Origin of the sequence: Sporosalibacterium faouarense, from assembly GCF_016765695.1 — a bacterium.
GTDB lineage: Bacteria > Bacillota > Clostridia > Tissierellales > VENL01 > Sporosalibacterium > Sporosalibacterium faouarense.
Genome location: NZ_JAETGO010000037.1, coordinates 68,537 through 83,625, shown reverse-complemented (window position 1 = coordinate 83,625; position 15,089 = coordinate 68,537). Strand labels below are relative to the sequence as shown.

The window sequence follows — 15,089 nt, the reverse complement described above, 5'->3', positions numbered from 1 at the left end:
TATTAAATGGAGAAAATAGATCTTACTAAATATATTAATGCAGTGGATGGAAAAGAGTTTGTAAAATATAGTGGCAAGGTTACAAGAGTTACTGGCTTAACTATTGAAGCAAATGGACCATCGGCAAGTATAGGTGAACTTTGTTATATTTATCCTTTCAATTCTAAGATTCCAATTAGAGGAGAAGTTGTAGGATTCAAAGAGGATAAGATATTACTAATGCCTTTAGGGGAAATGACAGGTATAGGTTCTGGAAGTACAGTTTTAGCAAGTGGTGATTCACTTAAGGTAGATGTAGGTGAAAGCTTGATAGGAAGAATATTAGATGGTTTAGGTAACCCTATTGATGATAAAGGAACTATAAATACAGGGAAATCTTATCCAGTATATAATACTCCACCTAACCCCTTACAGAGAAGAAAAATCAAAGATACTTTACCCTTAGGAATTAAAGCAATGGATGGGTTTCTTACATGTGGTAAGGGCCAAAGAATTGGAATATTTGCAGGTAGTGGTGTTGGCAAGAGTACTATGATGGGTATGATTGCGAGAAATGCTACTGCGGATATTAATGTAATAGCTTTAATCGGAGAAAGGGGAAGAGAAGTAAGGGAATTTATTGAGAATGATCTTAAAGAAGAAGGTCTAAAAAAATCTATTTTAGTAGTTGCAACATCAGATCAACCTGCTCTAGTTAGAAAGAAAGGTGCTTTGTTGGCAACAGCTATAGCAGAATATTTTAGAGATATGGGTAAAGATGTAATGTTATTGATGGATTCCCTAACTAGATTTTCAATGGCTCAAAGAGAAATTGGACTAGCTATAGGAGAACCACCTGTTACAAGGGGATTTACTCCTTCTGTTTTTGCTGAATTACCTAGACTTCTAGAGCGCTCTGGAAATTCTGACAAGGGAACAATTACAGCTCTATACACTGTGTTGGTTGATGGTGATGATATGAATGAACCTATAACCGATACCGTGAGAGGAATATTAGATGGTCATATTGTGTTATCTAGAAAGCTAGCCCATCAGAATCATTATCCAGCCATAGATGTACTTGGGAGTATTAGTAGGGTTATGCCTAATATTTGTGATGAAGACCACAAAAGTTACGCAAGTATTGTAAGAGATATTCTTGCAGTATATAGAGAGTCTGAAGACTTAATTAATATTGGGGCTTATGAAGAAGGAGCTAATAGAAAGTTAGATTTAGCTGTTGAACACATAGATGAAATTAATAGCTTTTTAAGACAAGATATTATGGAAAAGTTCACTTATGAGGAAACAATTAAGTTATTGGAAGATATAGCTTCAAAGATTTCATAAATAAAACTGTATATAATGGAGTGGTTTTATGAAGAAATTCAATTTTAGATTTCAAAGAATATTGGATTTTAAGCAAACAATTGAAGATTTGAAAAGAGCTAGTTATAATACTGAAATAAAAGAATTTAATGAAGAAAAAGATAAACTTAATATCTTTATTAAGGAACAAGAAGAAATCAATAAACAGAGGAACAGTTTGACAAAGCAGTCTACTGTTAAAGACTTAAAAATATTTAATAATTATTTAAATAAAATGAATGAAATAATTATAGAGCAAAACTCAAGAGTCAATGTAAAGAAAGATGAAGTTGAAGAAGCAAAGCAGGAATTAATTAAATCTGTAAAAGAAAAAAGAACTTTTGAGAAGCTAAAGGATAAAGATTATGACCAACATCTCTTTGAGTTAAAAAGAGAGGATGAAAAAATAGTAGACCAGTTGGTGTCATTTAATAATAGTGTAAAATAGTGGGGGTATCATATGGCTAAAGAAAAAAAGACAAATACAATAAAAATAATATTAATATTTACACTAGTATTAATAGGGTTACCCCTTGGAGTTTCAACATTAGTGTATTATACAAACGATACTTTTGAAGTAGCTGTAAATGACTATTTAAGAGATGCTCCCGGATTTATAGGAACACACTTTGAAAAGATTCCTACCGATGATGAAAGGGAGAAAAAGATTTCTGATTTATCACAGCATTATATTGAATTGGAGCCTGAAAGAGCAGCTGAAAAGCTTTATATAATCAAGAAAGACGATGAAGTGCTTTTTAATGACATTAAAGATATGATGAATTCCATGTCCAGTAATAAAACAAAAGAAATTTTAGCGAGTATTCGAAACCTTGAGATTAGGGATGACATGCTAGTATCTGTTTACGGGGAGATGGAAACAGAAAAAGAAAATGCTCTAGATACTGAAGTTGAAAGATATGAAAGTATGGAAACTAATTTAGCAATAGATGAAATAAGTAGCAAAATAGATAGTGATCCTTCGTTCTTAAGTGAGATAGGAAAGATAATGGAAGGAATGGACCCAAATATTGCTTCTAGCATCCTATATTATCTAGGCCAAGAAGACAGAACGCTTATATTAAGCATGGTTAAAGAGAACAGTAGAGAAAATATTAATTCTTTATTAGCAGAAAAGACATTTAAAGAAAATAAACTTATTGATTTAGCAGATATTTATGAAGCAAAAGATTTAGAAACATCTTTTGCTGAAATAGGAAATACACAAGGCCATACAATTGATGAGTTGGCAACAATATATATGAATTTAACACCGAAAAAAGCTGGTGAGATTTTATTTAAGAGTGATGATAAAGAATTTGTAGATAGTTTACTAAACGGTATTAGAGATCAGGAAAGATTAAAAGGAATTACTGATTCAAAAGCCTTAAAAATTAGTCGTGTTTTCAGTTATTTAACTGATTATAATAATAAAATTGATGAGTTAGTAGAGGTATATGAAAAGATGGAACCTGATGTATTAGGAGACATAGTTACCAACATGTTAAGAAAAGACAATGAGTTGAGTTCCTTTCAAATAGATACTAATGAATTATATAGAGTTTCTGATGCTTCTATAATAATGGATGTCCTACGTAAAATGAATAAATCGACAGTTTCTGACGTTTTGAGTAATATGTCTTCAATAAAGGCTGCAGAATTGTCGAGAAAACTAATATTAAACTAGAAATTTGGTATAATCTAGGGAAGGGAGGTGAGAAAGTGAATAATATGGCTTTTAATTTAATCAATAACATTGGCTCAAGGAGTAGTTCAGTTAAAAATTCGTCTTCTAGAAGAGATAATTCTTCAAAAAATAATTTCGAAAGTATTTTTGAAAGAAGGACGAGCTCATTAGAAGAGAATAATAGTCAAGTAGACAGAAAAAGGAAGCCTACTAGTACTTCAGTGAAGGGAAAAAATCTTACTGATAAAGAAGAATCTGAAGCAACAGATAGAAAAGAGCTACATAGAACAGATGATACTACTAATTCAAATGAAAAATCGGGTAGTGCCAAATCAACTAATAGCTCAAAAGAAACTAAAACTGATAAGACTAAAGAATTAGAGGACAAGCACGAAATCAATATTGAAGATAAGGCTGATGAAATCCAAGATAGTATTATTAACCTCTTAAACAGTTTAAGCCAAGAAGAACTTAGTAATAACCTTGGCGGACTAGATGTAGAAAGCATCAAAGGTAAGCTACAACAAATCTTGTCACAGTTTGAGGAAAATCAAGGTAGTCAAGATATGCTACAATTCCAAAATATAGTAAAGGAACTTAAAAATATCTTAAATAGCTTAATTACTCAAATAGATGCTTCTAAGATTGAATCAGGTCAAGCTGAAAATTTCACAGCTATTATTGACAAACTGAATAAAACATTAGATAGTAGTGAAAATTCTAAGAAAAATACTTCAAAATCTGACTCAAGCTTCGTTGAAAACTTAAGAATAGATGATGATAATTATAATGAAAAAGCAAGTCAGTTATCAAAAAAAGAAGATGCTTCCAATAATAGTCAAGGACAAAGTGATAAAAGTTTTGATGGTGGTGAGAAGATAAAAGTATTAAATGAGTCTACATTATCAAAAACAGATAATGGTGACAACAAAGTGTTTTTTCAACAGGTAGCTGAAGGAGAAGTTAGTACTAAAGCTGTAAAAGATACACATACACAGTTGAGTAATTTATCTAATAAAGCACATGATATAGATAAAAATGACTTAATTAAACAAATAGTTAGTAAAGTTAAAATTAATACAAATAGTAATAGCTCTCAAATTAAGATAAGTTTAAAGCCTGAAATTCTAGGTGAAATGTCTCTTAAGTTGAGTATGGATGAGGGTGTAATAAGCGCTAAAGCGATTGTGCAAGATCAGCAGGTTAAGCAGCTAATAGAATCAAATCTTAATCAGTTAAGAGAAAATCTAGAAGAGCAAGGTATCAATATTACCAACTTTGAAGTATCAGTTGGTGATGATTCTAACTTCCAAAGACATAATGGACATAATTGGAACCATAAAAGAAGCAGGAGAATTGGAAGGATTGCAAGTGTAAAGAATGAATATAATCAGTACTTAGATGATACTACTGAAGTTGGAGTAGCTGGAAGTAAAGATAATATGATGATTGGTAATAGCACAATAAACCTACAAGCATAAGGAGGGATAAATAATGTCTGATACTACAGTTCAAGGTTCTAGTGGTACAAATAATGTGAATACTACTCAAAGTGCTTTAAGTAAAAATAGTACTCTAGATAAGGATGCTTTCCTAAAGTTATTAGTTACTCAATTAAGAAATCAGGATCCTTTAAAACCTATGGAAGATAAAGAATTCATTGCTCAGATGGCTCAGTTTAGTTCATTGGAACAAATGCAAAACATGAATGCAAGTTTACAAAATTCGCAAGTTGCTATTATTGAGAGTATTAAAGACCTTAATAATAATCATGTAGAGAGCCAAGTAGAAGTATTAAAAAAGCTTGCCTCAATTGAAGAAGCCATAAAAGCTTACTCAGGCGAAGAGTAGAACAATAGAGGTGATTAAAATGAATAAGATTAATCCACAAGTTAGTAATATAAGAATTAACAACAGAAATAATACTAATATGCAACCTAATATTCAGAAGAATAATAGAAAAAGCTTTGATGAGATTTTACATCAAATTAATAAGGAAAGTAATGATGTTAAATTTTCAAAGCATGCAGTACAAAGAATGGGTAGTAGAAATATAAATCTAGATAAAGATGAAGTTAAAAGACTAGAAAATGCTTTATCAAAAGCTGAAAACAAAGGAATAAAGGAAGCTTTGATATTAATGGATAATAAAGCATTCATAGCCAGCGTAAAAAGCAAAACGATTATAACAACTGCTAATCCTGATGGAATGAATGAGAAAGTGTTTACTAATATAGATGGAGCTGTAATAATATAAGCTGGACCTTTTAAAGGAAGCTTTTATGTCTGAATGATAGAGGGCATAGAACAGCTCTAAACAATAAGGAGGTCAATAATTATGATGAGATCAATGTACTCAGGAGTATCTGGGTTAAGGGTACATCAAACAAAGATGGATGTTATTGGTAATAACATCGCTAATGTTAACACAATTGGTTATAAAAAATCTCAGGCTAGTTTTCAAGAGGCATTTAGCCAAGTAGTTAGTGGAGGTTCTGCTCCAAGTGGAGGAAGTGGAGGTACAAACCCTCAACAAATAGGTCTTGGACTTAAGCTTGGTGCAATTCAAACGATTCATACTAAAGGGGCAACACAGAGAACTGATAATCCTACAGATTTAATGATAGATGGGGATGGATTCTTCATGGTATCTAATGACCCAAATGCTGAGGAAAGATACTTTACTAGAGCTGGAAATTTTGGTTTTGATGTTGAAGGTAACTTAGTAACAAAAGGAGGATATAAAGTACTAGGAACTTATATTGGAGATTCCGATTATGCTGATTATCTAGATGTAGACTCAACAAAGGATTTAGATGGGATTAAAGTTAGTAAAGCTATTCCATCGCCGCCTGTGGCTTCAACAAAAATTGATGTTAGTGGTAACTTAGATTCAAGAATACCATTTTATCAAGATGATACAGATGATGATGGTACAGTTGATGAAACTAACAATGATGGGAAATATACGACAGATGTGTATGTTAAAGATAGTTTAGGAAATTCCTATAAGGTAGCAATTGAATTTGAACATATGGATAACTCAGTTTCTGGTAATGGCGTGAATGAATGGACAGTAGGCATTAAAGAGATAAGAGGAGTATCGAATAATAAAATTTATCCGGCATCGGGCAATTGGGAATTTAATACTGGATCAAATCCCCAAATTACATTTGATGCTTCTGGAAAAATAACAGGTGATCCGAAATTTGATTTAGACCTTAGTGATTTAGCAACTAATCTAGGGGTTGATTTTGGGCCTAGTGGTTCAACTAATGATAATATTGAGATAGACCTTACTAAATTAACACAATTTGGAAATGAGAGTTCAGCTAAGGGTGTTGATGTTGGATTAGATGGCGACACAGGTAAATCCTCTGGATCTGTTACTGAATTTACCATAAATGAAACAGGACAAGTTATTGCTAGTTTTGATAATGGAATAAAAATGGCCTTATGGCAGATCAAACTAGCAAACTTTGATAATCCAGCAGGACTAGTTAAATCAGGAAGTAATTTCTTTGAAAAAACTCCTAACTCTGGAGAACCTCAACTTGGAACTGCAGGAAGTAATGGATTAGGAGCAATTACTCCAGGTGCTTTGGAAATGTCCAATGTAGATTTATCTATGGAATTTACTGAAATGATTTCTACACAAAGAGGTTTCCAAGCAAACTCAAGAATAATTACCACAACTGATGAAATGCTTCAAGAACTAGCGAATATGAAAAGATAATTAAATAATATTATCCCTGGATAATTGAATTATTATCCAGGGATAAATAACAAACTAGGGTGATGCAATGATTAAAGTTTGTAGATTAAATGGAGAAGAGTTAGTAATAAATTGTGAGTTAATAGAATTTATGGAATCAACTCCTGACACTGTTATAACCTTTACTACAGGGAAGAAAATAGTTGTACAGGATTCAGTTGATGATATAATAAATAAGGTCATCGAATTCAAGAAAAAAACAAACAATAATTTGATGATACAAAGAAACGAGGTGTAGCTATTGGATTTAGCAACGGCTATAGGCTTTTTAACAGGATTTGGATTTATTATTTGGGGAATAACTAATTCAGGGTCACTAATTACTTTTTATAACTTTGCCTCTATAGTTATAGTTTTAGGGGGAACAATAGCAGCTACATTTGTAAGTTATCCCTTGAAAAAGGTTTTGGCTACTTTAAAGGTTGTAAAGAATGCGTTTACGACAAAAAATGATATGCCTAATGATGTTATAAATAAAATAATTGAATTGGCAAATGTGGCCAGGAAAGAAGGTCTACTAGCTTTAGAAGAGGCAGGAGAAGAAATTAATGATGATTTCTTAAAAAAAGGTATATTATTGATTGTTGATGGTACTGACCCAGAGCTTGTAAGAAATATACTAGAAACTGAATTAACTTTTATGGAGGACAGACATAAAGAAGGACAAGGAATTTTTGAATCCATGGGAACATACGCTCCAGCATTTGGTATGATTGGTACCCTTATTGGACTTATAAATATGCTAAAAACCTTAAATGACCCATCAACAGTTGGTCCAAAGATGGCTGTAGCCCTTATTACAACTTTTTATGGTTCAGTTCTAGCAAATCTTCTATTCATTCCAATAGCCAATAAGCTTAAAGGAAGAAGTAGAGAAGAAATAATGATGAAGGAACTTATGGTAGAGGGATTATTATCTATACAAGCAGGTGAAAATCCTAGAATCATCGAAGAGAAGCTACTTACATTCTTGTCACCAGATATGAGAAAGGCAATTTCTAAAGGACAGGAAGCTGAAAGTGGGGCAGAATAATGAGAAGAAGACAAAAAAATGAAGAGAAGAAAGGTTCACCAGAATGGATGACTATCTATAGTGATATGGTAACACTTTTATTATGCTTCTTTATATTGTTATTTTCATTCTCAGAAATTGATGTTCAGAAATTTCAAGCCATAATGAAATCCTTTGAAGGCTCCTTAGGAATTTGGGAGGGTGGTAAGACTATAGAACAAGCTCCCAACATAAATGCTGATAATTTACCAGAGAATATGTCAACTAGTGACATTCAAGAACAGGAAGATTTTAAAAAGCTACAGAATCAAATTGAAACCTATGCTGAAGAGAACAATTTAGATGCAAAAATTGTAGCAGATATAGAGGAAAGAGGATTAGTGATACGAATTTTAGATAATGTATTCTTTGATCCTGGTAGAGCTGAAATCAAACCTAGAGCTAAAGAAGTCTTGCTTTATATTGGTGATATGTTAAAACTAGAAGAAGTAAAGGACAAGCATATCAAAATAGAGGGACATACTGATTCAGACCCTATACTCTATACAAATCTTTTTGAATCGAACTGGGAACTCTCAGGTATGAGGGCATCTAGCGTGCTTAGATTTCTTGTAGATAAGAAAGGAATTGAAAGTGATAGAATATCCTTTGCTGGATATGCTTATTATAGACCAGTTGCCCCTAATGACACAGCAGAAAATAAAGCCAAGAATAGAAGGGTTGATATATTAATTCTGAAATCATCCTATAGTAAATGGGAGCCCAACTAAAAATAAGGAGTTGGAAGACTATGAGCACACAAAAAATATTTATTTATGCAATTATTTCTTTGTTAGTAATTTCAGCAATAACTTTTACTGGATTGAAGCTTTTTGTATTTAATGATAAAGATAATACAGAAGAAGTAGTAAAAGAATCGTTATATTATAATGTTGATCAGATGATATGTAATCTAAAAGAAACTAGTAGAATAGTTAGGCTGAAGGTTATTATTGAGACTACTGATGAGGATTTAATAACTGAATTTGATGAAAAAAGTTTTTTGATAAAAAATGATATCAATGAAACTATTAGAAGCAAAACTTATGAAGATTTAGAAGGCAGCGATGGTCAACTTTCTCTTCAGAAAGAATTAACTGACAGACTTAATACTGTTTTTTCTACTAATGAAATAATAAATATCTATTTTGAAGAATTAATCATACAGTAGGGAGGTTTTTATAGTGGCTGATGTTTTATCACAAAATGAAATAGATGCCCTACTCAAAGCTTTAAATTCTGGAGAAGTTGATGTTAATGAGATAGAAGATGATAGTATAGAAAAAAAGGTTAAAAACTATGACTTTAGAAATCCCCAAAAAATTGCTAAGGATCAATTAAGGACATTAGAGATTATCCATGAGAATTTTGGGCGACTTTTACAAACCTTTTTATCTGGCTATTTAAGGGCTCCAGTAAAAATTGAAGTTTTAACAGTAGACCAATTTGCTTACAGCGAATTTAATAACTCAATTTCTAATCCAGCTTTTTTACCAGTAATCGACTTTCATCCATTAAATGGGCAAATACTAATGGAAATCTCTACTGGCCTCGCTTTCACTATGATAGAAAGGCTACTAGGTGGAGATGGTGAAAAAGGACAAGAAACTAGGAGCTTTACTGAGATAGAACTCACATTGCTAAGAGGGGTATTGACAAGAATACTAGATATTTTTCCAGAAGCTTGGGAAAATGTAATCGAGTTAAAGCCTAAGCTTGAGAAAATTGAGATTAACTCTCAGTTTGCTCAAATTGTATCTCCCAATGAAACAATTGCTTTAGCAACAATGAATGTTTCTATAGGTGAGGTTGAAGGAATGTTTAATATTTGTATTCCTCATCTTGTTATCGAACCAATCTTGAACAGATTAAGTACTAAGCTTTGGTTTTCAAATGCTCAAAGAACAGAAGATGAAGATAACAAAGATAAAGATAAAATGTCCAAAAGGATAAAGAGAGCTGCTGTGACAGTAAGGGCGCAATTAGGTTCTACAACAGCTTCTCTAAAAGAAGTAATGAATTTAAATGTTGGAGATGTCATAAAGCTAGATACTAAAACAGATGAGCAGCTAAGGATATTTACAGGTAGAGTAGAAAAGTTTTATGGATTACCTGGGACCAATAAAAATAAATTGGCTGTTAAGCTAACTGACGTAAAAAAGGATGGTGATGATGCAGATGACTAGTGAGATGCTATCACAAGAGGAAATAGATGCTCTATTAAAAGGAGAAGATGATAATCAAAGCTCAAGTGGAAATTCTGATATAGAAGGTAATCCAAATGATGGACTTACTGATTCGGAAAAAGACACATTAGGTGAAATAGGTAATATTAGTATGGGAACTGCTGCAACAACTTTGTTCACATTATTAGGGCAAAAAGTTGTTATTACTACTCCAAAGGTTTCTATTACTAATGTTGAAGAATTAGCACAAGAATACCCAATCCCTTTTGTTGCTGTTGATGTCAAATATAAAATAGGATTACAAGGAACTAATCTCTTGATACTTAAGTCGGACGATGTCAAGGTAATAACTGACTTAATGATGGGGGGAGATGGGACAAGTCCTGGTGGAGATATCAGTGAGATGGACTTGAGTGCCATAAGTGAAGCAATGAATCAGATGGTAGGTTCATCAAGCACTTCACTGTCAGAGATGTTCATGAATAAAATTGATATTGATCCTCCTAGAGCATTTGAAATTAAATTCAATGCTAATGGAATTTGGGATTTGGAAATATTTGACCCAAAAGAAGATATTGTTAAAGTATCTTTTAAAATGGAAGTAGGAAATGTTATAGATAGTGAAATTATGCAGCTTATTCCTATGAGGTTTGCGAAAAATATGGTTAACAAGCTAATGGGTGAGCAAGATAATGAGGAAGAAATTAGTTTGGGTTCTTCGTCAAAAGCCTCTCAGCAGCCTGCAGTTCAAGCTAATCAAACAAATAGTAATTCATCAAGACAAGATAACAGCCATATGCAATCTATGCTTCGAAATGATCAAATAAATGCAGAAGGTAATAATCTTGGTAATAATTCTAGAAAAAATGTTGAAAATGATGAAATTAATAAGCAAGAGCCAGTAAATGTACAAGAAATGCAATTTCAGGCATTTGATAGCAATGACAATGCTATGTATAATGAAGGTATAGAAAGAATTCAAGATATTCCTGTAGAAATAACAGTAGAATTAGGCAGAACTGTTAAAAGGATAAGTGAAATTTTAGAATATGGACCAGGAACTATTATTGAATTAGACAAATTAGTTGGAGAACCTCTAGAGATATATGCCAATGGAAAGTTTATAGCTAGAGGAGAAGTAGTAGTTATTGATGATAACTTTGGTGTCAGAGTAACTGATATAATAAATCCATCTAAACGAATAAATAAACTATAGAGGAGGAATTTACATGGCAAATGGAATTTTAGTAGTTGATGATGCCGCTTTTATGAGAATGATGATTAAGGATATATTAACAAAAAATGGTTATGAAATAGCAGGAGAGGCTGAGAATGGGAAAGTTGCAATTGAAAAGTACAATGAATTGCAACCAGAACTAGTAATCATGGATATAACTATGCCAGAAGTAGATGGTATTCAAGCTGTTAAGCAAATTATGGGAACTGATCCACAGGCTAGAGTTGTCATGTGTTCTGCCATGGGACAACAGGCAATGGTTATAGAGTCAATACAAGCTGGAGCAAAAGATTTCATTGTTAAACCTTTCCAGGCAGACAGGGTTTTAGAGGCAGTTAAAAAGGCATTAGGATAAAAAATGAAAAAAAATACTTATGCCTTAATAGCTTTTTTTAGCTTATTATTTTTCAGCTCAAGTGCCTATTGTTCCGATGACTTAATTTCTGAAGATTATAGTCTTTTTGGAGCAGCTGGTAAAATAGTTTTATACTTGTTAGCTCTTGCTTTAGTCTTGTTCTTAACTTATTATGGGACTAAATTTATAGCTAGACATTCAAAAAAGCTTGGTAAAGGTAATAATATAGAGATATTAGACCAATTTAGCTTTGGAAGTAATAATAAGATTCTAGTAGCTAAAATATATAGAAAAATTTATGTTTTATCTGTAAACAATAATCAAACTAGTGTTATAGATAAACTTAGTGAAAAAGATATTAATTTAGAAGATCAAGAGTCCCTAGTAGATAATAGGGACTTTGAAAAACAACTAGACAGTATCATGGACTCTATAGATGATGATTCTGGAGAATCAGGCTTAAATGATAAGCTTGTAAATATGAAAATGAAGGTACTCAAACTAAAGAATGATAAATACAATAATCAATTAGATAAGGAAGAGGAGAATGAATAAGGGAACTAAGACGATATTATTAACTTGTATAATACTATTATTATTTACTTCTTGTGCTTATGCGGAAGGTTTTGAAGTTAGAGATTACGTTCCTAGTATACAATTGTTAGTTCTTTTTACAATTTTGGCTTTACTACCTGCAATTGTTATTATGATGACTAGCTTTACTAGAATAATCATAGTGCTTTCATTCATAAGAAATGCAGTGGGAACACAACAAACTCCTCCAAATCAAGTTCTTATAGGATTAGCATTATTTTTGACATTTTTCATTATGGCACCTGTAGCTACAGAAATAAACGATAATGCAATCCAACCCTATTTAAATGAAGAAATTGGACAAGATGTAGCAATTGAAAGAGGAATAGAACCATTAAGAAATTTCATGCTAAAACAGACAGAAGGTAAAGATCTTAGTCTTTTTATGGATATAGCTCAAATTGATGAAGTTGAAAATACTGATGATATACCAACCAAAGCCCTAGTACCTGCTTTTGTAATAGGAGAACTAAGAAAGGCATTTAAAATGGGCTTCATTTTATTTATTCCATTTCTAGTAATTGACATGATCGTGGCAAGTACTTTAATGTCAATGGGTATGATGATGCTTCCACCAATAATGATTTCATTACCTTTTAAAATATTATTATTTATTTTGGTAGATGGCTGGCACTTGGTTATTAGATCGTTAGTTCTGAGTTTTAATTAGTTAAGGAGTGATCCAATTGAATGAAGGAGAAATTTTAAGACTAGCTCAAGAAGGTGTGAAAACAATACTAATGGCATCTGCTCCTATGCTGGGATTTGGACTTATAGTTGGTTTGTTAGTAAGTATTTTTCAAGCTACTACTCAAATCCAGGAAGCAACATTGGCATTTATCCCTAAGATAGTTGCTGTGCTTGTTTCATTTATCTTTTTTGGACCATGGATTCTTAAACTCGTGTTGGAGTTTACTCAGAATCTTTTGATGAATTTGAATTTATATATACAATAAGATTTAGGTGAATAAAATGGATGCAATAATAGATATTATTCTAAATAAGTACCAGATTTTTCTTTTGATATTAGTAAGATCTACAGGACTATTTGTAATTACACCTATTTTTAGTAGAAAGAATATACCTAACATTTTAAAAATAGGACTTGCATTTTTTATGTCCCTTATTATTTTTTCAGTTATAGATTATGATGCAGAAGTATTTAACGATCTTAGTATGGTATTGTTAATAATTAAAGAGTTTGCAGTTGGACTAATCATTGGATTTATTTCTTATGTTTTTTTCACATCTATGTATATAGCAGGTCAGATCATAGATATGCAAATAGGCTTTGGAATGGTTAATGTTCTTGATCCACAGCATAATGTACAGTTACCCATAACTGGTAATTTTTATTATATATTGGCAGCTCTAATTTTTCTAACTACAAATGGTCATCATTTATTAATTAGGGCATTAGTTGATAGTTATAGTTTAATACCTATAGGTAGCTTTGCTTTTAGTAATGATTTAACAACACAAATGATAAGTATATTTGGACAAGTTTTTGTAATTGGATTCAAAATTGCTAGTCCTATAATTGCTACAATCTTTTTAGCAAATGTGTTGCTTGGTATCTTAGCAAAGACTATGCCACAAATGAATGTTTTTGTAGTTGGTATGCCTTTTAAGGTAGCAGTAGGTTTACTAGTTCTAATTTTTACAATACCCATTTTTTCTGTTATACTTCAACATTTATTTGAAAGCATGTTTAATGAAATCGACATATTTATGAAGATTATTTCTAAAGGATGATTCAAATGGAATTAACATATAAACTTAATCTTCAATTATTCGCTGACGAGGAAAAAACTGAGAAGGCAACCGCCAAGAAGAGAAAAGAAGCAAGGGAAAAGGGACAAGTATTAAAAAGTCAAGAAATCAACTCAGCTTTATTAATAATTGGAACTTTTGTTGGTTTGAAAATTTTTGGAAGCTATATGTATAGTAATATTCGTGATTTTACTCAAAGGGTTTTGAGTCATTATAACGAAATAGATGATCTTTTTACTATCAAAGGAATTAATAATATGTTTTATGAAATTATAATTGTTGCCGCCCAAACTGTGGCACCAATTGCAGCAGTTGCACTAATTATAGGATTATTATCAAATTATATGCAAGTTGGTTTTTTATTTAGCACTAAAAGTATAGGAATAAAGTTTAGTAAAATAAATCCTATTGAAGGATTTAAGCGTATATTTTCGCCGAAGTCAATTGTTGAGCTAGTTAAATCCTTAATTAAGGTATTTGTTATAGGCTATGTAGCTTTTTCCTATATCTTGAAACAAATGAATTTTATTTATAACTTATTAGATATGAGTATAGCAGCAATAGTAACCTATATCGGTGATATTACCTTTGGCATAGCTCTTAGAGCCGGAGGTGTATTGATAGTTATTGCAGTTATTGATTATATATATCAATGGTGGGATTTCGAGAAAAACCTTAAAATGAGCAAAAAAGAAATAAAAGAAGAGCATAAGCAAACAGAAGGGGACCCAATGATTAAGTCTAAAATAAAAGAAAAGCAAAGACAGATAGCTATGACCAGAATGATGCAAGATGTTCCCAAGGCGGACGTAATAATTACTAACCCTACTCATTATGCTATAGCTCTTAAGTATGATAAAGAAAAATGTGATGCGCCTTTTATTTTGGCAAAAGGGAAGGACCTGATTGCTCAGAATATAAAAAAAGTAGCTAAAGAATCTGATATACCTATGGTAGAAAATAAGCCTCTTGCACAGGCATTATATAAAAGTGTAGAAATTGGTGATATTATTCCTGAAGAGCTTTATCAGGCTGTAGCAGAAGTATTAGCTTATGTATATGGATTAAGACATAATTAAGGAGG

General features: G+C 31.9%; 19 protein-coding genes. All 19 read left to right on the top strand.

The window, feature by feature from the left end; all coding sequences use genetic code 11:
* Positions 1-6 precede the first annotated feature (6 nt).
* Entirely contained in the window at positions 7-1,329 is a 1,323-nt protein-coding gene (fliI, locus tag JMO20_RS06825) for a flagellar protein export ATPase FliI (protein WP_202708788.1), read from the top strand.
* A gap of 28 nt (positions 1,330-1,357) precedes the next feature.
* Positions 1,358-1,795 (top strand): flagellar export protein FliJ, encoded by a 438-nt coding sequence (fliJ, locus tag JMO20_RS06820; protein WP_202708787.1) that lies wholly within the window; start codon positions 1,358-1,360, stop codon positions 1,793-1,795.
* Between the two features lie 12 nt (positions 1,796-1,807).
* Positions 1,808-3,034 (top strand): MotE family protein, encoded by a 1,227-nt coding sequence (locus JMO20_RS06815; protein ID WP_202708786.1) that lies wholly within the window; start codon positions 1,808-1,810, stop codon positions 3,032-3,034.
* 44 nt (positions 3,035-3,078) lie between these two features.
* The gene (locus JMO20_RS06810; RefSeq protein ID WP_243414671.1) at positions 3,079-4,515 is read left to right on the top strand and encodes a flagellar hook-length control protein FliK; all 1,437 of its coding nucleotides are present in this window, start codon (positions 3,079-3,081) and stop codon (positions 4,513-4,515) included.
* Between the two features lie 13 nt (positions 4,516-4,528).
* The gene (locus JMO20_RS06805) at positions 4,529-4,885 is read left to right on the top strand and encodes a flagellar hook capping FlgD N-terminal domain-containing protein (RefSeq protein WP_202708784.1); all 357 of its coding nucleotides are present in this window, start codon (positions 4,529-4,531) and stop codon (positions 4,883-4,885) included.
* Between the two features lie 19 nt (positions 4,886-4,904).
* Positions 4,905-5,291 (top strand): TIGR02530 family flagellar biosynthesis protein, encoded by a 387-nt coding sequence (locus tag JMO20_RS06800; RefSeq protein ID WP_202708783.1) that lies wholly within the window; start codon positions 4,905-4,907, stop codon positions 5,289-5,291.
* Positions 5,292-5,372: 81 nt separating this feature from the next.
* The gene (locus tag JMO20_RS06795) at positions 5,373-6,770 is read left to right on the top strand and encodes a flagellar hook protein FlgE (RefSeq protein WP_202708782.1); all 1,398 of its coding nucleotides are present in this window, start codon (positions 5,373-5,375) and stop codon (positions 6,768-6,770) included.
* Positions 6,771-6,837: 67 nt separating this feature from the next.
* Positions 6,838-7,047 (top strand): flagellar FlbD family protein, encoded by a 210-nt coding sequence (locus JMO20_RS06790; protein WP_202708781.1) that lies wholly within the window; start codon positions 6,838-6,840, stop codon positions 7,045-7,047.
* Positions 7,048-7,050: 3 nt separating this feature from the next.
* Entirely contained in the window at positions 7,051-7,842 is a 792-nt protein-coding gene (locus tag JMO20_RS06785; RefSeq protein ID WP_202708780.1) for a flagellar motor protein, read from the top strand.
* Positions 7,842-8,591 carry an OmpA/MotB family protein gene (locus JMO20_RS06780; protein WP_202708779.1) on the top strand — a complete coding sequence of 250 codons (750 nt, stop codon included), beginning with the start codon at positions 7,842-7,844 and terminating at the stop codon, positions 8,589-8,591. The genes JMO20_RS06785 and JMO20_RS06780 overlap by 1 nt, the downstream gene beginning before the upstream one ends.
* 20 nt (positions 8,592-8,611) lie before the next feature.
* A complete protein-coding gene (locus JMO20_RS06775) occupies positions 8,612-9,031 on the top strand; it encodes a flagellar basal body-associated FliL family protein (protein WP_202708778.1) in 420 nt (139 codons plus the stop codon).
* A 13-nt stretch (positions 9,032-9,044) separates the two neighbouring features.
* Entirely contained in the window at positions 9,045-10,046 is a 1,002-nt protein-coding gene (fliM, locus tag JMO20_RS06770; protein WP_202708777.1) for a flagellar motor switch protein FliM, read from the top strand.
* Entirely contained in the window at positions 10,033-11,262 is a 1,230-nt protein-coding gene (gene fliY, locus JMO20_RS06765; protein ID WP_279380072.1) for a flagellar motor switch phosphatase FliY, read from the top strand. The genes fliM and fliY overlap by 14 nt, the downstream gene beginning before the upstream one ends.
* A 13-nt stretch (positions 11,263-11,275) precedes the next feature.
* Positions 11,276-11,638, top strand: a complete 363-nt coding sequence (locus tag JMO20_RS06760; protein WP_202708776.1) for a response regulator — start codon at positions 11,276-11,278, stop codon at positions 11,636-11,638.
* 3 nt (positions 11,639-11,641) lie between these two features.
* Positions 11,642-12,193, top strand: coding sequence for a flagellar biosynthetic protein FliO (locus tag JMO20_RS06755; RefSeq protein ID WP_202708775.1), 552 nt, complete (start codon positions 11,642-11,644; stop codon positions 12,191-12,193).
* On the top strand, positions 12,186-12,902 hold the full coding sequence (gene fliP, locus JMO20_RS06750) for a flagellar type III secretion system pore protein FliP (protein WP_202708774.1): 717 nt from the start codon (positions 12,186-12,188) through the stop codon (positions 12,900-12,902). Before JMO20_RS06755 ends, fliP begins: the two co-directional genes overlap by 8 nt.
* A 16-nt stretch (positions 12,903-12,918) precedes the next feature.
* On the top strand, positions 12,919-13,188 hold the full coding sequence (gene fliQ, locus JMO20_RS06745; RefSeq protein WP_202708773.1) for a flagellar biosynthesis protein FliQ: 270 nt from the start codon (positions 12,919-12,921) through the stop codon (positions 13,186-13,188).
* A gap of 16 nt (positions 13,189-13,204) precedes the next feature.
* On the top strand, positions 13,205-13,987 hold the full coding sequence (gene fliR, locus JMO20_RS06740) for a flagellar biosynthetic protein FliR (protein ID WP_202708935.1): 783 nt from the start codon (positions 13,205-13,207) through the stop codon (positions 13,985-13,987).
* Between the two features lie 5 nt (positions 13,988-13,992).
* A complete protein-coding gene (gene flhB, locus JMO20_RS06735) occupies positions 13,993-15,084 on the top strand; it encodes a flagellar biosynthesis protein FlhB (protein ID WP_202708772.1) in 1,092 nt (363 codons plus the stop codon).
* The last annotated feature ends 5 nt before the right edge of the window (positions 15,085-15,089 follow it).